Source organism: Paraburkholderia sp. SUR17, assembly GCF_029536165.1.
Taxonomy (GTDB): Bacteria; Pseudomonadota; Gammaproteobacteria; order Burkholderiales; family Burkholderiaceae; genus Paraburkholderia; species Paraburkholderia kururiensis.
Genome location: NZ_CP120509.1, coordinates 633,427 through 658,861 on the forward strand (window position 1 = coordinate 633,427; position 25,435 = coordinate 658,861).

At 61.7% G+C, this 25,435-nt stretch carries 23 protein-coding genes; 18 read left to right on the plus strand and 5 right to left on the minus strand.

Annotated features, from left to right (window positions below; translation table 11 throughout):
* Window position 1 precedes the first annotated feature (1 nt).
* Window positions 2–1,138, minus strand: coding sequence for a Rieske 2Fe-2S domain-containing protein (locus tag P2869_RS20325; protein ID WP_277599347.1), 1,137 nt, complete (start codon window positions 1,136–1,138; stop codon window positions 2–4).
* Window positions 1,139–1,274: 136 nt separating this feature from the next.
* Window positions 1,275–2,201 carry a LysR family transcriptional regulator gene (locus P2869_RS20330; RefSeq protein ID WP_026121940.1) on the minus strand — a complete coding sequence of 309 codons (927 nt, stop codon included), beginning with the start codon at window positions 2,199–2,201 and terminating at the stop codon, window positions 1,275–1,277.
* Window positions 2,202–2,367: 166 nt separating this feature from the next.
* On the opposite strand from P2869_RS20330, the gene P2869_RS20335 reads away from it, so the two are divergent.
* The 16 genes from P2869_RS20335 to P2869_RS20410 all read left to right on the plus strand — a co-directional run bounded on the left by P2869_RS20335 (window position 2,368) and on the right by P2869_RS20410 (window position 20,991).
* On the plus strand, window positions 2,368–3,675 hold the full coding sequence (locus tag P2869_RS20335) for an NAD(P)/FAD-dependent oxidoreductase (protein ID WP_277599348.1): 1,308 nt from the start codon (window positions 2,368–2,370) through the stop codon (window positions 3,673–3,675).
* A 45-nt stretch (window positions 3,676–3,720) separates the two neighbouring features.
* On the plus strand, window positions 3,721–4,158 hold the full coding sequence (locus P2869_RS20340) for a RidA family protein (protein WP_017777249.1): 438 nt from the start codon (window positions 3,721–3,723) through the stop codon (window positions 4,156–4,158).
* Window positions 4,159–4,168: 10 nt separating this feature from the next.
* Window positions 4,169–4,846 carry a DUF1028 domain-containing protein gene (locus tag P2869_RS20345; RefSeq protein ID WP_277599349.1) on the plus strand — a complete coding sequence of 226 codons (678 nt, stop codon included), beginning with the start codon at window positions 4,169–4,171 and terminating at the stop codon, window positions 4,844–4,846.
* Window positions 4,839–5,996, plus strand: a complete 1,158-nt coding sequence (argE, locus tag P2869_RS20350) for an acetylornithine deacetylase (protein WP_277599350.1) — start codon at window positions 4,839–4,841, stop codon at window positions 5,994–5,996. Before P2869_RS20345 ends, argE begins: the two co-directional genes overlap by 8 nt.
* 225 nt (window positions 5,997–6,221) lie before the next feature.
* Complete coding sequence (locus P2869_RS20355; RefSeq protein WP_277599351.1) at window positions 6,222–7,493, plus strand: sugar ABC transporter substrate-binding protein; 1,272 nt, start codon at window positions 6,222–6,224, stop codon at window positions 7,491–7,493.
* 55 nt (window positions 7,494–7,548) lie between these two features.
* Window positions 7,549–8,427 carry a sugar ABC transporter permease gene (locus tag P2869_RS20360; protein WP_277599352.1) on the plus strand — a complete coding sequence of 293 codons (879 nt, stop codon included), beginning with the start codon at window positions 7,549–7,551 and terminating at the stop codon, window positions 8,425–8,427.
* On the plus strand, window positions 8,415–9,227 hold the full coding sequence (locus P2869_RS20365; RefSeq protein ID WP_277599353.1) for a carbohydrate ABC transporter permease: 813 nt from the start codon (window positions 8,415–8,417) through the stop codon (window positions 9,225–9,227). Before P2869_RS20360 ends, P2869_RS20365 begins: the two co-directional genes overlap by 13 nt.
* Window positions 9,228–9,240: 13 nt before the next feature.
* Window positions 9,241–10,275: an NAD(P)-dependent alcohol dehydrogenase gene (locus tag P2869_RS20370; protein ID WP_277599354.1), complete on the plus strand. Its 1,035-nt coding sequence runs from the start codon at window positions 9,241–9,243 to the stop codon at window positions 10,273–10,275.
* 3 nt (window positions 10,276–10,278) lie between these two features.
* On the plus strand, window positions 10,279–11,463 hold the full coding sequence (gene ugpC, locus P2869_RS20375) for a sn-glycerol-3-phosphate ABC transporter ATP-binding protein UgpC (protein ID WP_277599355.1): 1,185 nt from the start codon (window positions 10,279–10,281) through the stop codon (window positions 11,461–11,463).
* Window positions 11,464–11,510: 47 nt separating this feature from the next.
* Window positions 11,511–12,404 carry an AraC family transcriptional regulator gene (locus P2869_RS20380; RefSeq protein WP_277599356.1) on the plus strand — a complete coding sequence of 298 codons (894 nt, stop codon included), beginning with the start codon at window positions 11,511–11,513 and terminating at the stop codon, window positions 12,402–12,404.
* Between the two features lie 66 nt (window positions 12,405–12,470).
* Window positions 12,471–13,940 (plus strand): xylulokinase, encoded by a 1,470-nt coding sequence (xylB, locus tag P2869_RS20385; RefSeq protein ID WP_277599357.1) that lies wholly within the window; start codon window positions 12,471–12,473, stop codon window positions 13,938–13,940.
* A 145-nt stretch (window positions 13,941–14,085) separates the two neighbouring features.
* The gene (locus tag P2869_RS20390; protein ID WP_277599358.1) at window positions 14,086–15,459 is read left to right on the plus strand and encodes a lipase family protein; all 1,374 of its coding nucleotides are present in this window, start codon (window positions 14,086–14,088) and stop codon (window positions 15,457–15,459) included.
* A 275-nt stretch (window positions 15,460–15,734) separates the two neighbouring features.
* Window positions 15,735–17,087 (plus strand): MFS transporter, encoded by a 1,353-nt coding sequence (locus P2869_RS20395; protein ID WP_277599359.1) that lies wholly within the window; start codon window positions 15,735–15,737, stop codon window positions 17,085–17,087.
* Window positions 17,088–17,225: 138 nt separating this feature from the next.
* Complete coding sequence (locus P2869_RS20400) at window positions 17,226–18,011, plus strand: IclR family transcriptional regulator (protein ID WP_277599360.1); 786 nt, start codon at window positions 17,226–17,228, stop codon at window positions 18,009–18,011.
* 58 nt (window positions 18,012–18,069) lie between these two features.
* The gene (gene dld, locus P2869_RS20405; protein ID WP_277599361.1) at window positions 18,070–19,794 is read left to right on the plus strand and encodes a D-lactate dehydrogenase; all 1,725 of its coding nucleotides are present in this window, start codon (window positions 18,070–18,072) and stop codon (window positions 19,792–19,794) included.
* Window positions 19,795–19,812: 18 nt separating this feature from the next.
* The gene (locus P2869_RS20410; RefSeq protein ID WP_277599362.1) at window positions 19,813–20,991 is read left to right on the plus strand and encodes a fumarylacetoacetate hydrolase family protein; all 1,179 of its coding nucleotides are present in this window, start codon (window positions 19,813–19,815) and stop codon (window positions 20,989–20,991) included.
* Between the two features lie 21 nt (window positions 20,992–21,012).
* Here P2869_RS20410 and P2869_RS20415 read toward each other — a convergent pair whose 3' ends face one another.
* From P2869_RS20415 to P2869_RS20425, 3 genes are all read right to left on the minus strand, one after another.
* Window positions 21,013–22,434 carry a DHA2 family efflux MFS transporter permease subunit gene (locus P2869_RS20415; RefSeq protein WP_277599905.1) on the minus strand — a complete coding sequence of 474 codons (1,422 nt, stop codon included), beginning with the start codon at window positions 22,432–22,434 and terminating at the stop codon, window positions 21,013–21,015.
* 38 nt (window positions 22,435–22,472) lie between these two features.
* A complete protein-coding gene (locus P2869_RS20420; protein WP_277599363.1) occupies window positions 22,473–23,036 on the minus strand; it encodes an isochorismatase family protein in 564 nt (187 codons plus the stop codon).
* 85 nt (window positions 23,037–23,121) lie between these two features.
* Window positions 23,122–23,589, minus strand: coding sequence for a MarR family transcriptional regulator (locus tag P2869_RS20425; protein ID WP_277599364.1), 468 nt, complete (start codon window positions 23,587–23,589; stop codon window positions 23,122–23,124).
* 307 nt (window positions 23,590–23,896) lie between these two features.
* On the opposite strand from P2869_RS20425, the gene P2869_RS20430 reads away from it, so the two are divergent.
* Window positions 23,897–24,565: a GntR family transcriptional regulator gene (locus P2869_RS20430; RefSeq protein ID WP_152495151.1), complete on the plus strand. Its 669-nt coding sequence runs from the start codon at window positions 23,897–23,899 to the stop codon at window positions 24,563–24,565.
* A 46-nt stretch (window positions 24,566–24,611) separates the two neighbouring features.
* Window positions 24,612–25,418: an SDR family oxidoreductase gene (locus P2869_RS20435; protein WP_277599365.1), complete on the plus strand. Its 807-nt coding sequence runs from the start codon at window positions 24,612–24,614 to the stop codon at window positions 25,416–25,418.
* The last annotated feature ends 17 nt before the right edge of the window (window positions 25,419–25,435 follow it).

Genomic DNA, 25,435 nt, shown 5'->3' on the forward strand with positions numbered 1-25,435 from the left:
CTTAATGCGATTGCAGCTTGCCCGCGAGATAGCGTGCGAAGTCATAGTTAGGGCGTTCGAGATGGCTGAGGTGCCCCGGCTTCGCGAGCGGCGCGTGCACGCCGCGAAACACGGCTTCTACACCGCGTCTGTCTTCGGCATTGACGTCGTCGAGCAGCTTCTTGAGCGTGATCATGTGCGTATTTGCTTCGGTATCCGAGATAAATTCTGGCGCGAGGCCGCCACCGAAGCGGATGTGAACCTGTCCGACACCTTGTGGCTGGAGCGCGAGATACCAGAAATAGCCAGGCGTCAGCGTGACGAGATGCGTCGGATAAATCGCGAGTAAAGCCGTGGTCTTGCGCCAGTGGCCCGTCAGGCGCGTGTTGTCGGGGTGTGCATTGCCAATGGGCAGCGATGCCTCTTTCGTGATCCAGTGATAGTTGAAGGCTGCCTGACCGGGCGGGCATTCCATCTCTTCGAGCTTCGAATGCGGACCGACCGTGGCGCGATGCAGCATCGGCAGGTGATAGCTTTCCATGAAGTTTTCCGCGAGGATCTTCCAGTTCGTGTCCCACACGTGTTCTTCATAGAACGTCTCGATGTAATCGCTCATGCCGTACGGCTCGATCAGCGTAGTCAGCCCGGCGAGGTGCTCGCGCACCGAAGGCGCCGCGGCATCGAGCGTCACGTAGATCCAGCCCTGCCATTCCTCGCAGCGCACGGCGGGCAGTCTGTAGTGCTCTTTGCAGAAGCCTTCCTGGCGGTCCATCATGGGCGCGCCCTTCAACGCGCCGTCGAACGCGTAGTTCCACCCGTGATAAGGACAGATGACGCGACGCACGTTGCCGCGCCCTTCGAGCAGTACCGACATGCGATGCAGGCACACATTGGACATCGCTTTGAGCTGCATGTGCTCGTCGCGCAGGACGACGACCGGTTGTGCGCCGATTCGCGCCGTCAGGTAATCACCAGGCGCCTTGAGCGCGCTTGCGCGCCCCAGACATTGCCATTCGCGCCCGAAGATGTGCTGCTCTTCTAGCGCCAGAAAATCGGCCGACGTATAGACTCCGGGCGGCATGGAGCGAGCATCGCTGAACGGGCGATCGCATCCGTCGCGCAGGGCATTGATCAGCTTGTTCAGTGCCGCGTTGTCCATGACGTGTTCCTTGCATGCCTTTCGAAACAAGCGCTTGACGCAACGCGCTCGACATGGACGGAATCTATCAAGCCAATATGCCAGTCAAAATATTGTTTTTGGATACAAGGCAAAGCTTTTGGCTATGCAACGGCCTTCAAGGGTCGAGGTGCAGCCGCCGAATGTAGTTTTCGCAGAACGATGCAAAGCGATGTACCACTTGCCGTGGCTTCATGGTGCGCGATTGCGCGATGCCGAGCGTCGTCGCGTTGACGTTGTCTTTGAAGCGCTTGATGACGAACTCCTCGCCGTCCACGGTGCGAGTGGACTTGAGCGGGAAGTTCAACAGGCTGTAGCCGAGCCCGTTGGCTACCATGCCGCGCACCACTTCCGGTTGCGACGAGCGGAACGCGGGCACGGGGCGGCTGCCCACAGCATCGAAAAGCGCGGCGAAATATTCGCGACTATGCGGCAGATCGAGCATTACGTAGGGCTCGTGCAAGAGATCGGCCAGCGAAATCTTGCGTGCACGCGCGAGGCGATGGGTGCGCGGCAGGATCGCGTAGGGCGGCAGGGAAAGCAGCGGCGTGAAGGCGATGTCTTCGGTCAGATCGAGACTATAGGTCAACGCTATATCGAGCGAGCCGTCGTGCAGGCCACGCAGCAGGGCATCCTGGTGCTCCTCCACGGTGCGAAATGAAATGCCTGCATGAGCTTCCGTAAAGCGGCTGATGAGTCCCGGCATCAAAGGCGGCGCAAGCGACACGAGGCAACCTAGCGCAATGGCGCCCGTCATGCCGCCATCCATCTCCTTGGCGGCCATCTGCAGTTCTTCGGCGATCTTGAGCAGGTTGCGCGCCTGGCCCAGCAGATCACGCCCCGCTTGCGTAAGCGACAGACCGCTTGCGTGGTGCCGGATAAAGAGCTGCACGCCGAAAGACACTTCGAGATCTGCCAAAGCGGTCGAAACGGAAGGCTGCGAAATATGCAGTTCCTTGGCCGCGGCGGTGAAGGACAAGGTTTCCGCGGTCACCACGAAGTACCGCAACTGGCGCAGCGAGTAGCGTAACGGAAGGTTTTCCATCGACGGCGCTCCACGGTTCAAGGCTCGAATGCGGCGCATTGTGGCGTCGACAAAAAAGATTGCATAGGAAATTCCGATGCCATGCATTTTTTGAAAATATTTTATCGATCCTTCCCCGGCGCGTAGATTCCGACGACGACATTCGGCCTCCCGGAAGGACATAGCCATGACAGTGGAAACAACATCGATCGATACGCTGGTAGTCGGCGCAGGCCAGGCCGGCGTCGCCATGAGCGAACATTTGAGCCGGCACGGCGTGCCGCATCTCGTGCTGGAACGCGCGCGCATTGCGGAGCGCTGGCGTACGGCGCGATGGGATTCGCTCGTTGCCAACGGTCCGGCGTGGCACGACCGCTTCCCCAATATGGAGTTCGCCGAGACAGCGCCCGATGGCTTTGCGCCCAAGGAAGAAGTGGCGGACTATTTCGTTGCTTATGCCAAAAAATTCGATGCGCCGATTCGCACCGGCGTGGAAGTGAAGAAGGTCGTGCGCAACAACGGGCGGCCGGGTTTTACCATCGACACGTCGGACGGCGTGATTGAAGCGAGGCGCGTCGTGGTCGCCACGGGGCCGTTTCAGAAGCCGGTGATTCCGCCCATCGCGCCGCAAGAAGCAGCGATTCTGCAAATTCATTCCGCCGACTATCGCAACCCGCAGCAATTGCCCGAAGGCGGTGTTCTCGTCGTGGGCGCGGGATCGTCGGGCGTTCAGATCGCCGATGAATTGCAGCGCGCCGGCAAGCGCGTGTTTCTGTCGGTGGGTGCGCACGACCGGCCGCCGCGCGCGTATCGCGGACGCGACTTCTGCTGGTGGCTTGGCGTGCTTGGCGAATGGGATGCCGAGGTCATGAAGCCGGGGCGCGAGCACGTGACCATCGCCGTGAGCGGTGCGCGTGGCGGGCAAACCGTGGATTTTCGCCGGCTGGCACATCAGGGCATCACGCTGGTCGGTCTGACGACATCATTCGAGGGCAACGTCGCGCATTTCAACGCCGATCTCGCCGAAAACATTGCACGCGGCGACGAAAACTATTTGTCGCTGCTCGATGCCGCGGACGCCTACGTCGTGCGCAACGGTCTTCATCTTCCCGAGGAACCCGACGCGCGCATCATCCCGCCGGACCCCGAATGCATGACCCATCCGCTGCTGAAACTCGATCTTGCGCAAGCGGGTGTGACGTCGATCATCTGGGCGACAGGCTTTGCAACCGACTTCGGATGGCTGCAAGTCGATACCTTCGATGAGAAGGGCAAGCCCAGGCACCAGCGTGGCGTATCGAAAGAGCCGGGCGTGTACTTTCTCGGCTTGCCGTGGCTGTCGCGACGCGGTTCAGCGTTCATCTGGGGCGTGTGGCATGACGCGAGGCATATTGCGGACCACATCGTCATGCAACGCAAGTATCAGACGTATTACGACGGGCCGGAATCGCAGGTGAAGAACGAACAGCTTGAGAAGGTTCAAGCAACCGCGTGATACGAGAATCAGGCAGGCCCCCAGGCAGACAACGAAGGTGAATCGATGAGCCAACCGACGCATACCCGCATCCGCATGTTCAACACGAAGGATACGTACCCGAACCAAACGCTCGACAACGATCTTTGCCAGGCAGTGCGTGCGGGCAATACCGTTTATGTCCGCGGCCAGGTGGGCACCGATTTCGACGGCAATCTCGTGGGCCTGGGCGATGCGCGCGCGCAGGCTGAGCAGGCCATGAAGAACGTGAAGCAATTGCTGGAAGAGGCGGGCAGCGACCTGTCGCACATCGTCAAGACGACGACGTATCTGACCGACGTGCGCTATCGCGAGCCGGTCTATCGGGAGGTCGGCAAATGGTTGAAAGGCGTGTTCCCGATTTCGACCGGTCTCACCGTCGTCGCACTGGGCCAGCCGCAATGGCTGATGGAAATCGACGTCATCGCCGTCATTCCGGATGGTTGGACGCCGCCGAAGGCATAAAGGAGGGCGCATGACTTTTTCTATCGTCGGACGTTGCGAGAAGACGGGACAACTGGGTATTGCGATCAGTTCGTCGAGCATTGCAGTGGGCGCACGTTGTCCGTGGCTGCGTGCGGGCGTGGGTGCGGTCGCGACGCAGAACGTTACGTTGCCCGCGCTTGGGCCGCGCGTTCTCGACCTTCTTGACAGCAAGAAGATTGACCCATCGCAGGCCTTGAAACAGGCACTCGATACAGATGAATGGCGCGAGTATCGTCAGGTGACGGTTATCGATGCACAGGGTCAAACCGCATTCTTCAGCGGCAAGGAAGCACTTGGAACGTATCACGCGCTCGCAGGCGAACAATGCGTCGCGGCGGGCAACATGCTTGCTGGCGTTCACGTTATCGAGGCGATGCCGGTTGCGTTTTCCAACGCGCAGGGCATGCTCGCTGACCGTCTGCTCGCAGCGATGCAGGCGGCTATGGCCGCAGGCGGTGAAGCCGGCCCTGTCCATTCGGCGGCGTTGAAGATCGTGAGCAACTTGAGCTGGCCGCTCGTGGATCTGCGGGTCGATTGGGTCGACAACGATCCCATTGGCCAGCTCGGCAGCCTGTGGGCCGCATACAAGCCACAGATGCAAGACTACGTCACACGCGCCCTGAATCCGACCACCGCACCCAGCTACGGAGTGCCAGGCGATGAATGAGATGTCGAGTCGCGCGCTGCTCGAAAAGCTGGTGAGCTATGCGACAGTTAGCCGTGACTCCAATCTCGCGCTGATCGGATTCGTTAGCGACTTCCTCGCACAACATGGCGTCGAATGCGAACTTTTCTACAACGACGAGCGCACCAAGGCGAATCTCTTCGCGACGATCGGGCCGCCGGATCGCGGCGGCATCGCGCTGTCGGGTCATACGGACGTGGTGCCCGTGGAGGGGCAGGCGTGGGCCGTCGATCCCTTCCGTCTCGTCGAAAAGGAGGGCCGCCTGTATGGACGCGGCACCGCGGATATGAAGGGCTTTCTGGCATCGGTGCTCGCGGCGGTGCCTATGTTCATTGAACGGGATCTGCGGATGCCCGTGCATCTCGCGTTCTCGTACGACGAAGAGGTGGGATGCCTGGGCGTTCGGCCGATGCTGGACGAACTTGCACGGCGTGAATATAAGCCGGTGCTGTGTCTGATCGGCGAGCCTACTGAGTTGAAACCCGTGCTGGGACACAAAGGCAAGCTCGCCATGCGTTGTTGTGTGAAGGGTGCGGCGTGCCATTCCGCCTACGCACCGTACGGCGTGAACGCGATTCAGTATGCGGCACGCCTGATCAATCATCTCGAAGAAATCGGGCAGGCACTCGCGCAACCCGAGCATCACGACGAACGATTCGATCCGCCGTACTCGACCGTGCAAACGGGTGTTATCCGGGGTGGACGGGCGCTCAACATCGTGCCCGCCGAATGCGAGTTCGACTTCGAAGTGCGCGCGCTGCCGGGCTTCGATGCCGACACGGTTTCGCATCGATTGCAGCAGTACGCCGAATCCGAACTACTGCCGAAGATGCGCGCAGTGAAGCCGGATACCGAAATTACCCTTCAATCGCTTTCAGCCTATCCAGGATTGGCGACGTCGCCGCAGAGCGAGGCAGCGCGCCTGGTCGCACTGCTTTCGGGCTCGACAGAATTCGGCACGGTCGCGTTCGGCACCGAAGGCGGCTTGTTCGAGCAAGCTGGAATTCCAACGGTCGTATGTGGGCCGGGCAGTATGGATCAGGGGCATAAGCCCGATGAATTCGTGAGCGTCGAGCAACTGCACGCTTGCGACGCAATGCTTGTTCGGCTGGCCGACTACCTTTCGGTGTGACCTCACGTGCCCCATCGGGCGTACGGACCGGCCGCCGCGCCGGTCCCTCCCGGTAATACAAATTTCCGCACCGCACACAAACATTGAGAAAAAAGTATCGATGGCGGCGCCGCTTTGGCGTGGCTGACGCGATAACGCGGGTGGTACTGTGCACACGCTATCCGCTGGGATGCATGGAGGTCCGGCTGATAACGAGAATTCCAATCAAGATTCCAGGAGACAGCTGTGAACAGATTCCACCATAGCGCACTGTGTGCGCTCATCGGCGCGACCGTGCCGGTCATATCGTTCGCGCAATCGTGCAATGTGCCTGTACTGAAGGTCTTGGGACAGAAAACGCTAGGTCTGGCGGTGATGGAGAAGTCGCTGCCGGACTATGAAAAGAAGAGCGGCACGAAGATCGAGATCAGCTATTTCGGCGAAAGCGACCGGCGCGCAAAATCGCGGCTCGACGCTTCGACAGGCGCGGGTTCGTACCAGATCTATTACGTGGACGAAGCCAACGTCTCGGAGTTCGCGCAGGCGGGCTGGATCGTTCCGCTGCTCAAGTACTACCCGAAGGAAGCCGACTACGACGACTTTCTTCCGGCGCGTCGCGCGGTGGCAAGCTACAAGAATGTGGTGTATTTCGCACCCCTGATCGGTGGTTCGGATTTCCTGTTCTATCGCCGCGACCTGCTCGAGAAGGCCCACATGCCCGTGCCGCGCACGCTCGACGAACTCGTTGCGGACATCAAAAAGCTCAACGCACCGCCGAATCTATACGGGTGGGTGGCACGCGGCCAGCGCGGTTCAGGCATGAACGTCTGGCGCTGGGCGCCGTTCATGTTGGGTGAAGGCGGTACGTGGACAGACAAGTCGGGCCAGGCCGACTTCAACTCGCCGGCTGTCGTGAAGGCGACACAGCTCTATACCGATCTGTTCCGCTACGCGCCGCCCGGTTCGACCACGTATGACTGGAGCAACGCACTCGAAGCGTTCCGTTCCGGCAAGGTGGCGTTCATGATCGAATCCACGCCATTTGCGGACTGGATGGAAGACCCGACCAAGTCGAGCGTCGTGGACAAGGTGGGTTACGCGCGACCGCCCGCACCGCTGCCCTCGGCGGCCTATGGGCACGGTCTCGCCATCTCCGCAGTGGGTGCGAAGGACGAATGCACGCGCCAGGCGGCGGGCAAATTTATCGCGTGGGCAACGAGCAAGGAACAGGAGCAGGCGCGCCTGCGCGCGAACGTGTTCAGCGACTACAACCGCACGAGCACGATTCAGAGCGACTACTTTCAGAAGCATGTGAAGCCGCAGATTCTGGCCGGCCTGAAAGATACCGGTCCTGTCTCTCAGGTCACGTTCTGGCGCACGCCGCAGTGGCCTGATATCGGCGACAACCTGGGCGTCGCGCTCGAAGAGGTCTTCACTGGTACGCAGAAAGACATCCAGGGCGCGTTGAACGACGCCGTGCAGTACGCCCAGGATGCGATGGAACACGGGCGCAAGTGACCTGTCCCCCGGGGCACGGCAACGTGCCCTGTCCCGATGCACGCTGGAGCAGGCAATGTTCAATCGCGGCAAGACCAGTCTTCCGTTCGTGTTTCTCGTGCCGCCGCTCGTCGTGATGGCGGTGCTGGGTCTCGTACCCACGGTGGCGGCCATCAATCTCGCGCTCAAGAACCGTGTGCTGCGGTACTCGGATAGCGAGTACGTCTGGTTCCGCAATTTCCTGCGTCTCGCAGCGGATCGGCGCTTCATCAATTCCATCGAGGTCTCCGCGATCTGGGAGATCGTCACGGTGCTAGGCGCCGTCGCGGTGGGTGTCGTGATCGCCGTCTACCTGTTCGAGAACGTGCATGGGCGCATGCACAACCTGATCGGGGTCCTGCTGATTGTGCCGGTTCTGCTGCCACGCGTTTCGGCTGCGTTCATCTGGAAGTTCATGTACTCGCCGTTGAGCGGCATTTTGAGCTGGCTGCTCGGTGTGTTCGGCGTACCCAATACGGCGTTCCTGTCCGACCCGGCCGTGGCGCTCTACGCTGTTGCGCTGGTAGACATCTGGCAATGGGGCCTGTTCTTTGCCGTGGTGGTGCTGAAGCTGCTGGAGACGCTGCCGCCTGAGCCGCTCGAAGCCGCGCGGCTCGACTATGCGAAGACCTGGCAGGTCTACGCGTGGATTGCGCTACCCATGCTCAGAGCGCCCATCATGAGCCTCGTCTTCATCAAGATGGTCGAGTCGTTGCGTTCGTTCGACCTGATCTACGTGATGACCAAAGGCGGCCCCGGCGTTTCCACCGAAACGCTGGACATGTATGCCTATTCGCAAGGAATCGGCCTTTCCGGAAAAGTCTCGTACGCGTCGAGCATGGCAGTCCTGATGATGATCGCGACCACCCTCATCTTTACCCTGATCTGGAAGCGGGTGAACAAATGGGAAGACTGATATCCCGCAGCACGGTCTTGCTGTTTGGCGCCGCGCTCGTGCTTGTAGCGGCATTTCCGCTCTTCTGGGCAGTGCTCAACTCGCTCAAGCATTTGCTCGACATCGTCACACCCACGCCGCGTTTCATCTTCACGCCGACGCTCAGCAACTACCGTCAGGTCATCTCGAGCCCTGAAGTGCTCATTGCGCTGCAAAACAGCGCGTTGATCGTGGGGACGGCCGTCGTGCTGGGGACCGCGCTCGGCGTGCCGGCGGCCTACGTGATTGCGCGCTTTCATGTGCCGGGCAAGCGCGACATCCAGTTTTTTCTGCTGTCGCTGCGCTTTTTGCCGCCTGTCGCGGTGGCGATTCCGCTCATCGCGATCTGGATCGACCTGGGGCTCTACGACACGCGGCTCTCTATGATCGTGACGTATCTGCTGACCACGCTTTCGACCATCACATGGCTTTCGATTCCCGTGTTCCAGCGTATGCCGCGCGAGATCGAGGAGGCCGCGACGCTGGACGGCTACGGTCCCTACGCCGTGTTCTGGCGCATCGCGCTGCCTACCTGCGGCAGCACGCTAATGGGCGGCATCGTGTTTAGTTTCGTACTGGTCTGGAACGAACTGATGATTGCGCTTGCGCTCACGTCTTCGCGCAGCGCGACGCTGCCTGTCGTGGCGTCCGCTTTCACGTCGCTGGGGCAAGAGGTGCCTTGGGGCGTCATTAATGCCTCAACGGTGTTGCTGGCCATCCCGCCCATCATTTTCGTGGGCGTGCTGAGCCGCCTGCTGAACTCAATGCTGAAAGGAAAGTAAGGAGAATGCTCTGATGAAGGCCCTTGTACTCGAAGAAGCACGCCGCCTGAGCCTGCGCGACATCGACCTGCCGCTGGCGGTCGGGCCGCGCGACGTCAAGATTCGTATCCACACCGTTGGTGTCTGCGGAAGCGACGTTCACTACTTCACGCACGGCCGTATCGGGCCGTTCAAGGTGGAGCAGCCGATGGTGCTCGGGCATGAGGCTTCGGGCACCGTGGTGGAAGTGGGCGCGGAGGTGAGTCACCTGAACGTGGGCGACCGCGTCTGTATGGAGCCCGGTATTCCGCAGTTCGATTCGCCGGCCACGATGCGCGGCCTCTACAATCTGGACCCCGCTGTGCGCTTCTGGGCCACGCCACCCATTCACGGTTGCCTCACGCCGTATGTGGTGCACCCGGCGGCTTTCACGTATCGCCTGCCCGATAACGTGACGTTCGCAGAAGGCGCGATCGTCGAGCCGCTTTCCATCGGCCTGCAGGCCGCCAAGAAGGCGGCCATGAAGCCCGGCGACGTGGCAGTCGTGATCGGCGCCGGCACCATCGGCGCGATGACCACACTCGCCGCGCTTGCAGGCGGCGCATCACGCGTGATTCTCGCCGACGTGGTGAAGGAGAAACTCGCGCATTTCGCAAATCATCCTGCAGTGGTCACCGTGCACGCGGCCGAACAGTCGCTGCTCGACGTGGTACGGCAGGTCACGCAGGGCTGGGGCGCCGACGTCGTGTTCGAAGCGTCGGGCAACGCCGCCGTGTTCGAAGCGCTGCTCGATCTTGTGTGCCCCGGTGGTTGTGCGGTACTCGTAGGCATGCCGGCCAAGCCCGTTGCGCTCGACGTCGTCGCAATGCAGGCCAGGGAAGTGCGGCTCGAGTCAGTATTTCGTTATGCCAATATCTTCCCGCGGGCGCTTGCACTGATCAGCTCGGGGGCGATTGACGTGAAGCCGTTCATCTCGCGCAAGTTCGCGTTCTCGCAGGGCGTGAAGGCGTTCGAGGAAGCTGCGGCCGGACGCCCCGAAGACGTCAAGATCCAGATCGAGATGGATTGAGCCATGGCCAATATCGTCTGCAAGGGGCTGACCAAGCAGTACGACAGCGGTGCGCCCGTGCTGCATCCGCTCGACCTGCATATCGACGAGGGCGAGTTCGTCGTACTGTTGGGTCCGTCGGGTTGCGGGAAGTCCACCATGCTGAGGATGATCGCGGGGCTTGAAGAGATCACCGGCGGCGACCTGCTGATAGGTGGCGCGGTGGTGAACCAGGTGCCCGCGCGCGAGCGCAACGTCGCAATGGTGTTTCAGAACTACGCGCTCTATCCGCACATGAACGTGTACGACAACATCGCGTTCGGTCTGCGGCGGCTCAAGACGCCGAAAGACGAAATCGACCGGCGTGTGCGCGAGGTGGCCGCCATGCTCAACCTCGACGCACTGCTCGAGCGCAAGCCGCGGGCGATGTCCGGCGGCCAGCAGCAGCGCGCGGCCATTGCGCGGGCGATGATCAAGACACCTGCCGTGTTCCTCTTCGACGAACCGCTTTCGAATCTGGACGCGCAACTGCGGGCGCAGTTGCGCACCGACATCAAGCGCCTGCATCAACGTCTGAAGACGACGACCGTCTACGTGACGCACGACCAACTCGAAGCAATGACGCTTGCCGATCGCGTGATCCTGATGCGCGGGGGCCGCATCGAACAGCAAGGTACGCCGACGGAACTGTACCGGTACCCTCGCACGTCGTTTGCGGCAGGCTTTATTGGTACGCCCGCCATGAACTTTCTGGATGGCGTGGTGGAGCACAGCGGGGACGTCGTTGCGGTGCGAGCGAAGAGCGAACGCTGGGAATTGCACGGTCAACGCTTCAACAGCCTATCCGATGGGCAGGCGGTGAAGCTCGCGATCCGGCCAAACTACGTGCGCGTCAGAACGGCGCCACGCGCGAACGAAACGCTGGCGTTGCATGGCACGGTAGAACTGGTCGAGATGCTGGGCGCAGAAGCGCTTGTCACGGTCGATTGCTCGGGCGAGCGGGTAGCCGCGCTGATTCCATCCACCAGCGTGCCAGCGCCTGATGCAAACGTAATGCTCGAGTTCGAGGTACAAGACCTGCACGTGTTCGACGCGAAGAGCGGCGAAAACCTCTCGCTCGATCTGCAGTACGATTCCGCAGGCCGACAATACGGCCACGCCACCCCTAACGCCACCCATCACGCGGCGCCCACGCTGGGTGTGCAGTAGCAACGCCAGGAGGAGCGCCGCGTAGCGACATGTGAAGGAGACGACGCATGAATCCGGATCTCGAACTCGTTCATACCCGGCAGGACGAATCGTTCCGTGCGTGGGTGCACGACTATCCGCACAGGGTCGCGAAATGGCATTTCCATCCGGAGTACGAGATTCACGTCATTCGCGAATCGTCGGGCAAGTGTTTCGTCGGCGACTATATCGGCGACTTCGCGCCGGGCAATCTCGTGTTGACGGGTCCGAACCTGCCGCACAACTGGGTGAGCGACGGCGGCAACGAGATAACTGTGCCGTCGCGTGACCTGGTGCTGCAGTTCTCGCGCGACGCGGTGCAACGCATGGTGTCGGCGTTCGCGGAACTGGGCCCGGTGCTTGCGCTCATCGACGACGCCTCGCGTGGCATCCAGTTTCCCGATCGTCTCGGTCTTTCCATCGCGCCGCTGATCGAAGCGCTTTGCGATGCGCACGGCGCGCGCCGCGTGGCACTGCTCATGACGATTCTCGACGAACTCACACATTGCGCGGATAGGAAAGCGCTGGCGGGGCCGGCGTACGACGTCAACGCGCAGCGTTACATGTCGTCGACGATCAATCAGGTGCTCTCCTACATACGCCAGAACCTCGCGGGCAATCTGCGCGAGATCGACGTCGCAGAACTGTCCGGCATGAGCATCAGCACGTTCACGCGGTTTTTCAAGCGACATACCGGCTGCACCTTTGTGCAGTACCAGAACCGGCTGCGCCTGAACGAGGCGTGCGAGCTGCTCATGTGCACGAGCCTTGGCGTGACGGACATCTGCTACCGCGTGGGCTTCAACAACGTGTCGAATTTCAATCGGCAATTTCTGGCGCAGAAGGGCATACCGCCATCGAAGTTTCGCGCACTGCACCGGCTCAACGAACCGTCGGCGCACGCACAGAAAGCGGCAGCCTGAAAACGTCTCGCAACGCGTAGCGGGCAATCTCCGCTAACCCTGCCCGCCTTTCAACAGGATCGAACTTTGAGTTATATCGGCATTGATCTCGGTACTTCGGAAGTCAAAGCAGTTCTGACAGACGATTCCTCCAACGTCGTGGCGAGCGCCGGCATTGCACTGCGCGTCGATCGTCCTCATCCTCACTGGTCGGAGCAAAGCCCGCAGGACTGGTGGCAGGCCACCCTCGATGCCATCGATGCGATTCGCGCGGCACAGCCTCACGCATTTGCCCGGTTACGCGGTATCGGCCTTTCTGGGCAGATGCACGGTGCGACACTGCTCGACCGCGGTGGAAACGTGCTGCGCCCCGCGATTCTCTGGAACGACACGCGTGCCTATGCAGAGTGCGTCGAACTGGAGACACTCGTGCCCGACTCGCGTGCAATTACGGGCAATCTGGCGATGCCCGGCTTCACCGCACCCAAGCTGCTGTGGCTCTCGAAGTACGAGCCGGCCGTATTCGCCTCCGTGCAGAAAGTCCTGCTGCCGAAGGACTACGTTGCGTGGCGCTTGACGGGCGAGTTCGTCTCCGAGATGTCCGATGCGTCGGGCACCCTGTGGCTCGACGTCGGCAAACGGGACTGGTCCGAACGCATGCTGGAGGCCACGGGCCTGACACGGGAGAACATGCCGCGGCTCGTTGAAGGCAGCGAGCCGGGTGCGCCGTTGCGCGACGATTTGCGGCGTGAATGGGGGCTCAGCGAGCGCGTGACGGTGTGCGGCGGAGCGGGCGACAACGCAGCGAGTGCGATTGGCATTGGCGTGGCAAAGACGGGCGATGCGTTTCTTTCGCTCGGCACCTCGGGCGTGCTGTTTGCGGCTACCGGCCGTTACGCGCCGAACCCTGCGCAGGCCGTGCACGCGTTCTGTCATTGCGTGCCGGGGCAATGGCATCAGATGAGCGTGATTCTTTCCGCCGCGGCAAGCCTGCACTGGTTGTCGCGCGTGCTGAAAACGAGCGTGCCCGAACTGGTCGAAATGGCACCCACGGCGGATGCGGCGACCGCACCGATCTTCCTGCCGTATCTCAATGGCGAGCGCACGCCGCATAACGCGGCCGACGCGAAGGGCGTGTTCTTCGGCATGACGGCGTCGCACGGCGCGGCGGATTTCGCCTATAGCGTGATGGAGGGCGTGGCGTTTGCGATGACCGACGGTTACGCGGCACTGCAAGGTGCCGGCACGGTGCTGGAGCGTGCATCGTTCATCGGCGGCGGCTCGCGCAGCGCAGTGTGGGGACGGCTCTGCGCAACGGCACTCGGCTTTCCTCTCGATCTTCACGAAGGCAGCGAGGTGGGTGCAGCGCTGGGAGCGGGACGACTCGCGCGTCTTGCCTGCACAGGGGAGGCCCTTGACGCAGTATGCGTCGCGCCGCCAGTGGTCGAGCGATACGAACCGTCCCTGTCGACACGGGCGATGCTGGACGATCGGCTCGCGCGTTATCGGCGCCTGTACTACGCGTTAAAAGACGAATTTCGCGCTTCAACGAGGTAATCGATAAACGCCGACGTCCCAACGTTTTGAGATAGCTCAATATCGCCGCCGCAATTAACGACCAGGATTTTCCGGTTGCAGACTAAGGGTGAGTACCGCCGCGGTCTGCTCTGAAGCGCCTTTCAGCTATCACGGAGTCTTCCACATGTCGTTTATTGCAGGCGTTCTGGCCGCTACGTCCAGAGACCGGGAGGTCAATGAGCCACGACGTACTCTGTTACGGGGTGCGGCCGCAGTAGCGGCAATCGCGCTAACCGACGCACCTGCGGTTGCGGCGGGCGGTGGTCATGCTGGCGCATCGGGTATCGACCGCTCATGCCGCGTCAGCGCCGGGCGGCTCGACAAACTCGTGGCGGCGGCTTATCCGCTTTTCAACAAGCCGGCCATCCTCCCCGCATTTGATGCAAAAACGCATGGCGCGCGTTTCGATGTCGATCTGCACCGCGTGATCACCTTCACGGCGAATCCCGAAAGCGGAGAGAAGCTCAAGGTGAGCGGGCTTCTTGCGCTTCCCGTTGGAGCAAAGGGCGAGACTCCATTGGTGTCGTGGCAGCACGGCACGATTCTTTCGTTCGACCAGGTGCCGTCCAATCTCACGCTTCTCGCCGATGCCGACCGCCAACTGACCGATGCTGCGGACTCCCTGGAAACGCTCTTCAACGTGCACCGTTTCGCGGGGCAGGGCTATGCCGTCATCGCGGCCGATTATGTCGGCAAGGGCCCTTTTCGCGAGGGACATGGCGAAGCCTATGCGGTGAAAGACGTTACCGTTCGCACGTGTCTCGATATTCTCGCGGCCGGTCAGGCGGCCATGCGCAAGCTCGGTGTCATGCCATCGAAGCTGTTTCTCCATGGCTGGTCGCAAGGCGCGGTCAATACGCAGTGGCTACATCAGGCATTGCGCAAACAGTCTCGCCCGATTGCGGCAACGGCTGTTGCGAGTCCTTTCAATGACCTGAATGAAGCATGGCGCTTCTGGGCGGGGGCGCAGACCTTCGCTTTGCCCCAAGGCGTGACGACCTATCCGGCGCTTCCGGACTGGATTTCTCTTTGCATGATCGTGACGCTGGGGAGCTACGAACTGCAGTACGGTTTGAAGGGTTTGATGAAAAGCGCGGTCCGGCCTGAGTTTCACGAGTTCGCCACGAAGTTCTGGGCGGACTACAAGCTGGATTTCGATCAGTCGAAGCCCACGCCGACGGGTTCGAACCTGCTCGTCCCCGATTTTTTCGAGCGCTTCACGGCAACGCAAAACAGTGCGTTCCTCCAGCATCTCGCGGCCAATCGCGCCACGTACTGGAATTACGATTGCCCCATCCGCTTCGAGTACGGTCTGGCCGACGAAGCGATTCACCCAGGCATGGTTTACCCGGCCCTGGCAGCGGGAGGACGGTTCGTGACCGGCGTTCCGGTTCAGGGCGGCAGCCATCGGGCGACCTTTCTCGCCGGTCTTTACGGCGACGGCGCGACGCTCGGCGGTTCGAACAACGTCGTAGCGTGGTTCGACAGCGTGCGCTGATACATCGGGTACGCGCTTCATCTGGAGGAACGGATACTGCTAAAGAGCCGTGGCCGGCGCGAGGCGGCGGCTCTAAGACGAGCACGGCTTGTACAACCGCCTGGAAAATCCGTCAGTCTGTTGGACCTCGTTTGCGGGCGCTCTTACGATACGGCGGTCCAGGTTTCCGCCGTGCGCGGCTCCCGCGCCTGACCGCGAGACCGACATCAAAATGGGTCCGGCCCGTTGCCCGCAGCCGCGAGGCAGCGAGACGCCGGCCTGAAAAGGAGACATCGATGGAGCTCGAAGCACGCACCATGGCGCGCGTAACGGCACGGCTCGTCCCGTTCCTGATCGTTTGCTATTTCATCGCTTACCTTGATCGCGTCAACGTCGGTTTTGCGGCACTGCAGATGAACAAGGCGCTCGACCTGTCGTCGAGCGCTTTTGGTTTTGGGGCGGGCATCTTCTTCATCGCCTATTTCTTCTTCGAGGTTCCGTCGAATCTGCTGCTCGAACGCTTTGGTGCGCGCCGCTGGATTGCGCGAATCATGTTCACGTGGGGCATTCTGGCCGGCGCGATGGCGTTCATTCCGCATCTCTCGCGCATGACGGGCATGTCGAACGCGCACGTGTTCTACACGCTGCGCATCCTGCTCGGCGTGGCGGAGGCCGGTTTCTTCCCGGGCATCATCTTTCTGCTGACGCTGTGGTTTCCCGCGAAGTACAGGGCGCGCGTGGTCGGCTACTTCATGGCCGCGATTCCGCTGTCCACCGTCATTGGCGGCCCGATCTCCGGTGCGCTGCTCTCGCTGGATGGCAAGAGCGGGCTTGCCGGATGGCAGTGGTTGTATCTGATCGAAGCAGCGCCCGCGCTGATTCTCTCCATTGGCGTGCTGCTTTATCTGACCGACAGGCCTGCCGACGCTCATTGGCTTACCGACGACGAACGCGCGTGGCTCGTCGCACGCCAGGCGCAGGAGCGCAGGCATCGCGAAGCCGTGCGTTCGTTCAGCGTGGTGGAGGCGCTCTTTAATCCGCGCATTCTCGCCATCGCGCTGATCTATTTCGGCGCGAACGCAACCAACTATGGCCTTAGCTTCTTCCTGCCGCAGATCATCAAGGCGTTCGGCCTCACGAATCTGCAGACCGGTTTCGTGACGTCGCTGCCGTATATCGTGGGCCTTGTGGCCATGCTTTACTGGGGCCGCCATTCGGACCGCAGCCTCGAACGCAAGCGGCATGTCGCGATTGCGCTGGTGATCGCGGCAGCGGGCATCGCTGCGGCGGCGGGGCTGGATAATCCGGTGCTGAAAATGATCGCGCTGTCCATTGCGGGCTTCGGCATCTTCGGGTGCCTGCCGATCATCTGGACGCTGCCTGCGGCGTTCCTGTCCGGTGCAGCCGCGGCAGGTGGCATCGCGGCAGTGAACTCGCTCGGCAATCTCGCCGGTTTCTTCGGCCCGTACGCGATGGGCTGGATCAAAGACGCGACGGGCGGTTTCGGCGCCGGGCTGCTTTGCCTTGCAGGCGCGGGTCTTGTCGGCGCGGCGGCGGCGCTGCTGCTGCATCACAACCGTGCGCTCGAAACGCTGGCCGAACCCGAACGGGGCGAGCCACAGGAAGGCGCCAAGGTCGCAAGGTCATGACGTTCCGCAGTCGTTGTTTGCCTGGCGTCGAGGTCTGCCGTGAGGCCCCGGTCGCGGGATGGGGAGCACAAGGTGTGAGCGGTGTCCGACATAATTGCGAGGATTCCCATTGTGTTGGATAGCCCTCTTACACCCGTCATGCCGAAAGCCACTGCCACCACCATCGGGGATGGGCCCTCGAGCGCGCCGTACGACGTGCCGGCGCTCAAGCGCATCGACGACATCCTCAAGGCGCTTGCCGGCGCGCCCTTGCCGATACGCACATCGAAGCTTGCGGAGATTACCGGGCTCTCGCGTAGCACGCTCTATTTGCTGCTCGACTCGATGGAGCGGCGGCAGTGGATCGAGAAGCGGGACGGGGGATACATCATCGGCGTCGCGCTGTTCGAGCTTGGCAGTGCTTATGTGAGGCATGACCGCTTGCAGGAGCTGTTCCGGCACGAGGCGGCCAAATTCGTTGCCGCGCATAACGAGGTCGTGCAGCTTGCCGTATTGGACGGCATCGAGGTGGTGTATATCGCACGCGAGGACGCAGCCCGCCCCGTGCGATTGGTCTCCGATCTGGGCGCCAGGTTGCCGGCGCATTGCTGTGCGCTCGGCAAGGCGCTGCTGGCGAGCCTGCCGGACGACGAACTGCGCAACATACTGCCGCAGCGCCTGGATGCGCTCACGGCCCGCACGATCACCCGTCGTTCCGACCTGCTGGAAGCGCTGGCCGAAGTACGCGCCACAGGCATTGCCCGCGAACGCGAAGAAGTGACCGAGGGTCTTGCGTGTTTCGCGGCGTTCGTCGGCGTAACCGCATTGGGCAAACGCGTCGCACTGAGCACGAGTGTGCCGCTTGGGCGGTTGGACGAGCGCCTTGAAAAACGCATCGCAGTCCGGATTGTCGATATGGCGGACCGGATCGGCAAGGCGCTGTAATAGGGGGATTGCCGGTGGCGGCGTGCAATCGCAGGGCGAGCAACCACGAATCTGGACCATGCAGAATCTCGTAAACGAGTTCGAGACGATTGTCGGAAGACGGTTTGTATTGACCGGCGAGCTTGAAATGCGGCGCTTCACCAGAGGTTATCGCTACGGCTTGGGCGAGGCGCTGGTCGTCGTGCAGCCCGGCACACTGGTCGAGATGTGGCGGGTGCTGAAAGCGTGTCATCGGGCGGGCTGTGTCATGATCTTCCAGGCGGCCAATACCGGGCTCACAGGCGGTTCAACGCCGCATGCCGATGGATATGATCGCCCGGTCGTCATCGTCAGCACCTTGCGCCTTCGCAGACTCGATCTGGTCAAGGAAGGCAGCCAGGTCATCGCACAGCCGGGCGTGACGCTGGACCAGTTGGAGAAGAGGCTGAAACCGATCCGGCGGGAACCGCATTCTGTGATTGGTTCCAGTTGTATTGGTGCGTCGGTTATCGGCGGGATATGTAACAACTCCGGCGGATCGCTGATTCGGCGCGGGCCGGCGTTCACTCAACTGTCGCTGTACGCGCAGATCACCGCAGCTGGAGAGCTGGAACTCGTCAATCATCTTGGCGTGCAGTTGGGCAGCACGCCCGAGCAAATTCTGGATCGCCTGGATGGAGGCCAGTTTTCGGAGGCGGACGTGGCGAGCCCGCCATCCATGCAGGCGTCGGACCATCAGTACTGCAATCACGTGCGCGACATTGCTGCGTCAAGCCCTGCCCGATTCAACGCCGACCCTCGCCGCTTGTTCGAAGCCTCGGGGTCGGCCGGGCGCATCGCGGTCTTTGCGGTGCGGCTCGATACATTTCCCGTCGATGAAAAGACACAGGTCTTCTATATCGGAACCAACGATCCGGACGAACTCGAGCAGGTGCGGCGCCATATTTTGCGCGAATTCGACAGTCTGCCCGTTGCGGGCGAGTACATGCATCGCGGCGCCTATGATGCGGCGAAGCGCTATGGCAAGGACCTTTTCCTGTTCATTCGCGCCTTCGGCACGCATCGCGTTCCCACGGCATTCAAGATCAAAAGTCTGGTGGATGGCTTGACCGAGAAGCTGGGCATCGGGTCGGCAATCAGCGATCGCTTCCTGCAAGCCTTTGCGACCGTGTGGCCCGAACATCTTCCCAGGCGGCTGAACGACTATCGGAACCGGTACGAGCATCACCTGCTGCTGAAGATGGGGGATGCGGGGATAGACGAAGCGCGCCGGTATCTGGCCACGCGGTTCCCTTCGGTACACGGCGACTATCTCGAATGCACTGCGGAGGAAGGCTCTTCCGCATTTCTGAACCGATTCGTGATCGGCGGCGCGATCGTGCGTTATCGGTCGATCCATGCGAAGACGGTCGAGGACATCGTCGCGCTCGATATTGCGTTGCCGCGAAATGCGCATGACTGGTTCGAGCGACTGCCGGCGGATATAGACGACAAGATCGAATTCAAGATGTACTGCGGCCATTTCTTCTGTCACGTACTCCATCAGGAATACCTGGTGAAGAAAGGCGAAAACTGCGACACGATCAAGGACGATATTCTCGCGCTGCTCGATGAGCGGGGCGCAAAGTATCCGGCCGAGCACAACGTTGGCCACCTTTATGCCGCTGACGAATCGCTGCGTTCGTTCTACAGGACGCTGGACCCTACCAACTCATTCAACCCGGGCATTGGAAAGACGTCGAGACGCGTCAAATGGGGCGAGGCGGAAGAGGTCGTCAGCGATTCGAATGAATACGCTAAATAAACTGGAGGTAATTCCGAAATGACCCCGCAACCCGCAACCGCGTATTTGCCGGAGGACTTTCAGCAGGCTCTGCTGGTGGGCCGCGTGTGGCGAAGAACCGGCCAGTACGAAGGGCCTTCTGTCGTGATTGTCCGAAATGGCGAGGTGGTGGACGTCACGGCGAGCGTGCCCACCACGGCTGACCTCTTCGACCGTGACGACCTCGTTCAGTTTGCGCGCACGGTAAAGGGCGAAGCGCTTGGCTCTGTCGTGAAACTGATGGAAGCCATGCTACGCGATGGAGAAGGCGCGGCCTTGCGATTGCTGGCGCCGAACGACGTGCAGGCCATCAAGGCATGCGGCGTCACGTTTGCCGTCAGCCTGATCGAACGCGTTATCGAGGAGCAGGCGGGCGGTGACCCAGGCAAGGCTAAAGAGGTTCGGGAGGCCATTACGGCAACCATCGGGACGGATCTTTCGAAAATCAAACCGGGATCGGATGCGGCCATGCGGCTCAAGGCCGAACTCGAGCGACGCGGTGCGTGGTCCCAGTACATGGAAGTGGGGATCGGGCACGATGCCGAAGTGTTTTCAAAGTCTCAGCCGATGTCCGCCGTCGGGTTCGGCGCGGAGATCGGACTGCTACCGGTGTCGAACTGGAATAACCCGGAGCCGGAGATCGTCCTCGCCGTGAACGGCCGTGGCGAGATTGTTGGCGCAACGCTCGGCAATGACGTCAACCTGCGCGACATCGAAGGCCGGTCTGCGTTGCTGCTCGGCAAATGCAAGGACAACAACGCGTCGTGCGCCATTGGGCCATTCATTCGTCTGTTCGACGAATCATTCGATCTCGACTCCGTTCGCAAAGCTCACGTGTCATTGCGCGTGGAAGGCGAGGATGACGGATTCGTGCTCGAAGGCGTGAGCCATATGAGCGAGATCAGCCGCGACCCGGCGGACCTCGTTGCCCAGACCTGCGGTCGCCATCATCAATATCCGGACGGCTTCGTGCTGTTTCTCGGCACCATGTTCGCGCCCACCGCCGATCGCGATAACGAAGGCGGCGGCTTCACGCATCACCTGGGCGACAGGGTGACCATCTCGGCAGCGCGACTGGGCTCGCTGATCAACACTGTGCAACTCAGCACGGAAATCACTCCGTGGACTTTCGGCGTGCGTGCGCTCTATCGCAACCTCGCATCGCGAGGGCTGCTTTAAAGGGCGGGGCGGGTTCGCACTTTAGTCGCTCCCGCTCATCGTCGCTCTTCGTGGGAGGCCCGTCGCCGCGACGGCGGCGAGCCCATGCAGGGCCGCGAGCAGCAGGAATGCAAGCGTCCACGCATTCGGACCCGCATGCCCAACGCGCACTTCCAGCATGCGATCAAGAAAGGCCGCGCATAGGGTGGTGAGCGCCGGACCTCCCAGGCGCTGAACGATGTTCAGCGTGGTGGCGGCCATTGGCAGATTGCGGGGCTCGACTGACGCATAGGCCGACGAAAGGACGGGAAGTCCCACCGCGCCTTGTCCCATCCCCCGAAGGAAGAGCGCCGCAACCAGGACAAGAACATCGAGTGGATGGTTCGCCAGCCAGGCAAGCACCAGCGTTGCGCAGACGGCGACGCTGGCGCCTCCCACAGCCACCGCGCGTTCACCAAAACGGGTTGTCAGGAATCCTAGCGAGGGAAACGTGACCATCATGCCAAGCCCGAGCGGGGCGAGCATCCATCCCATCGCGGCGGGAGAACGGCCGCACGCCTGAATCAGGAATAGCGGAATGAGCATTTGCCCTGCGAACAACACGCCGTTCGAGAGAAACTGCGCGGCTGATGCGACACGAAACACCTTGCTGCGGAACTGGCTCAGATCGATTAACGCGCGTGCGGCCTTGCGACTTTCGACGCGCAGGAATACGGCAAGCAGAAGGCCGCCCGCTATCAGCGCGACGAGGCCCGGGCGCTGAGCGATACGCTCGAACCCGAGCAGCACGAGCGCGAGGGCGGGCGACAGCAGAAGCAGTCCGACCCAGTCGAGTCCGCGCGGCGTGTGCTGTGGAATGTCGTCGGGCAGAAAGAGTTTCGCGAGCAATAGCGCGAGCAAGCCCACCGGCAGGTTCACGAGAAACAGCCAGCGCCACGAAGCGTAGTGCAGTATCGCACCCGCGATCACAGGGCCCAGCAGCGGCCCGAGCAAAATGGGCAACGCGGCGTAGCCCGCGATGCGTGTGAACTGGTTTCCCGCGGCCCGTTTCATCATCATCTGCGCCATGGGCGCGAGCAGGCCGCCGCTCACGCCCTGCAGAATGCGAAAACCAATCAGCGAGTTCGCCGACCATGCGAAGCCACAGAGCGCCGAACTTGCCGTGAACAGCGAGAAGCACCAGAGATACAGGGCTTTTCCACCGATGCGCCCCACAAACCAGCCATTCAACGGCAAGACCAGTGTGAGTGCGAGCAGATACGCGCTCGTGACCCACTGAATGGCCGGCAGCGTGGAGCCGAGATCCTTTGCCAGGCTGGAAAGCGAGACGTTCACGATGGTGGCGTCCAGCTGCGTGAGCAATGATCCGAGCACTGCGACTGCCGTGATTTTCCATATCGAAGGGGCGGGCGCTTGTGCCGCGCGTTCCTCGCGCTGGAGAATTTGCCCGTTGTCGTCGGCCATGCGTTTCATCGAACTGTTTCCGCGCTCCGTTTTGCCTCTCAGGCGTGCTGCGTTTCCAGCAGCGCAATGATTTCCTGCGTCGTACCCGTTTCGCCCAATCGCGGAAAGATGCGCGACACGCTATTGGCGTGAGCGTCGGCGCTCATGTCCGTCATCGCGTCGATGGCAAGCGTGACGTTGAAGCCGAGCGCATAGGCCTCGCGCGCGGTCGACTCCACGCCGATGCTGGTCGCCACGCCGGCCAGAACGACTTGCGTCACACTCTCCGACTTCAGCCAGGACTCGAGGCTCGTGCCCATGAACGCGCCCCACGTGTGCTTGGTGACGAGATGATCCTGCGGCTGCTGCCCGAGAGCAGGCAGCAGCTCTGTCCAGTCCGGAGCAAGAGGCAGGGCGCCGCGTGATTGTTCCGTGCGCCCCGCAGCGCCGCCGGCAACGTTGACCAGCACGACGGGCAGAGCCCGCTCGCGAAAGGCCGCGGCAAGCAAGCCGGCTTTCTGCGTCACGACTTCAATCGGGGCGGCGGCAGGGAGTGCTGCTATGCCTTTCTGAAGGTCCACGATGATCAGGGCCGTGCGTGGGTCGAGGGTGGTTGCGCTCATGTTAGTGATCCTAAATGGTTGCAGAGATAAGGCGCATGTTTCATCAACGATTCACCGCAGGACGTACTGCCCGCGGCGCGTTGCGTCAGGACGAGCCGAGCCGCTTGAGAAGCGGAATAGCAGCGGCCAGAGTCTGAAGCTCCGTCTGATCGAATTTCGACAGCGCGTCGACCAGCCATTCGCGCTTGGCTGCGGTGCGCTGCCGTCGCTCTTCAAGGCCCTTCGGCGTCAGCGCGAACAGGATCTGGCGGCCGTCCGTGGGATGTGGCTGGCGCTCCACGCAGGCTTCTTCTTCGAGGCTCGCCAGAATCGATTTCATCGACTGCGGTTTCATCGATTCGGCGCGCGCAAGATCGGCTGTCGTCATGGGGCCACCGTGTTCCAGCCGTGCGAGCGCGCTCGATTGAGACAGGCTCAGTTCACCCGGGTTACCCACGGAGCGAAGCCTTCGCACGATTTGGCCGATTGCAGGCGTCAGTTCGGCGATAACGGCTTCGAGCGATGCGTTAGGGGCACCTGACAAAGGCCCCGAGGAGATGCGTGAACTGGTCATGGCCGCAGCATAGGTTAAGACAGTTTAACTTGCAAGTTAAACTGTCCAGTTTGTTTGAGGCCTCGTGAAACCCTTGTGTGGCCCATGACGCCCGAGGCGCTCGTACCTCGCGTTTTCCCCTAGCGATTCCCGGTTGACTCCTCATGCAGGGCGAATCAAACTTCGCTCAAGAGATCTGTGATCACAGGTCACGGAGGCGCCAGAAACCTGAAAGCGTGGCCGTAGCTGGATGAAAGAACGGAGGTTGAAGGTGGCAACCCGCACGTCAACGGATTTACCCGAACTCGAACTGGTCGCGCGCGAAACCATGGCGGGCCGCGTCTACGCCCAGTTGAGGGAAGCGATCATGACGGGCCGCTTCGCGCCGGGCCAGTTGCTGAGCCTGCGCAGCGTGGCCGAAGCCGTGGGCTCGTCCACGATGCCCGTACGTGCCGCGCTCACGCGGCTGCAAGCCGAAGGCGCGTTGATCGACGGTCCGGGCCGCGCGCTGATGGTGCCGCCCATGACGCTCGAATTGCTCGACGAGTTGCGCGACGTGCGTATCGCGCTTGAAGGCACCGTCGCTAAACGAGCCGCGGCGCGCATGTCGCGCGAGCATCTCGAAGCATTACAGGCCGTGTTCGACACGATGGACGCACACGTCGAAGCTGGCGACGTGCCGGCCTATCTGCGCAGTAATTTCCAGTTCCATATCGCGATTTACACGCACGGTGCGAGCGACCTCACGCTCGCCACGATCCAGAACCTCTGGATGCGTATCGGCCCTTTCCTCAATCTCGTGGCGCCGGACATTCCCCACATGCGCCGCTCCATGGTGGCGCATCGCCACATCGTAGAAGCGCTCTGGCGCGGCGACGGTGACGGCGCACGCGCGGGGATCGAGGAAGACATCGGCGACGCCGCCGCGGACCTGCAGGAGCGTTTGCAGGCCGCGGAGCAGAGCAAGGCAGACAGCGGCGACCGGGCCACCGCCTGAAGCTGACGCACAGGAAAGCTGACGCACAAGAAAACGGAGAAAGGCAATGACGGTTCTGCAGATGCTGAAACCGCACGCGGGCTTGCGCGTGCTCATTACAGGCGGCGCATCGGGCATTGGGCTCGTAATCGCGCAGGCCTTCGTTGAAACGGGTGCGCGCGTGCATGTCTGCGATGCGAGCGCCGATGCGATCGATGCGCTTGCCCAGTCGCAAGCCAATGCTGAATCTAGCCGCATTAGCGCAACGCTCGCGGACGTATCCGATCGCGATGCCGTCGAGCGCGTGTTCGCCGACGTGCAGAAAGAACTGGGCGGACTCGACGTGCTCGTCAACAACGCGGGCATTGCAGGTCCAACAGGCGGCATCGAAGAACTCGACGTGAAAGAGTGGGAAACCACGATCGACGTCAATCTCAACGCGCAGTTCTATTTCGCGCGCCGCGCGGTGCCGCTGCTGCGCAACGCGCAAAACGGCGGAACGATCATCGCACTCTCGTCGGTGGCGGGCCGGCTCGGCTACGCGTTTCGCACGCCGTATTCTGCGACCAAGTGGGCCGTGGTCGGACTCACGAAGAGCCTTGCAATCGAACTGGGCCCATCGAACATCCGCGTCAATGCAATTCAACCGGGCATCGTGAAAGGCCCGCGCATCGAACGCGTAATCGCCGCACGTGCGGCGCAATTGAATCTCTCTTACGAAGAGATGGAGAAGCAATACCTCGAGAAGATTTCGCTGCGCCGTATGACGACACCGGAGGAAGTGGCCGCCACCGCGCTCTTCCTCTGTTCGCCGGCGGGCAGCGGCATCTCGGGGCAGGCTATCTCCGTCTGCGGCAATGTCGAAGTGCTCTGAGAACAGCGAGGACCGAA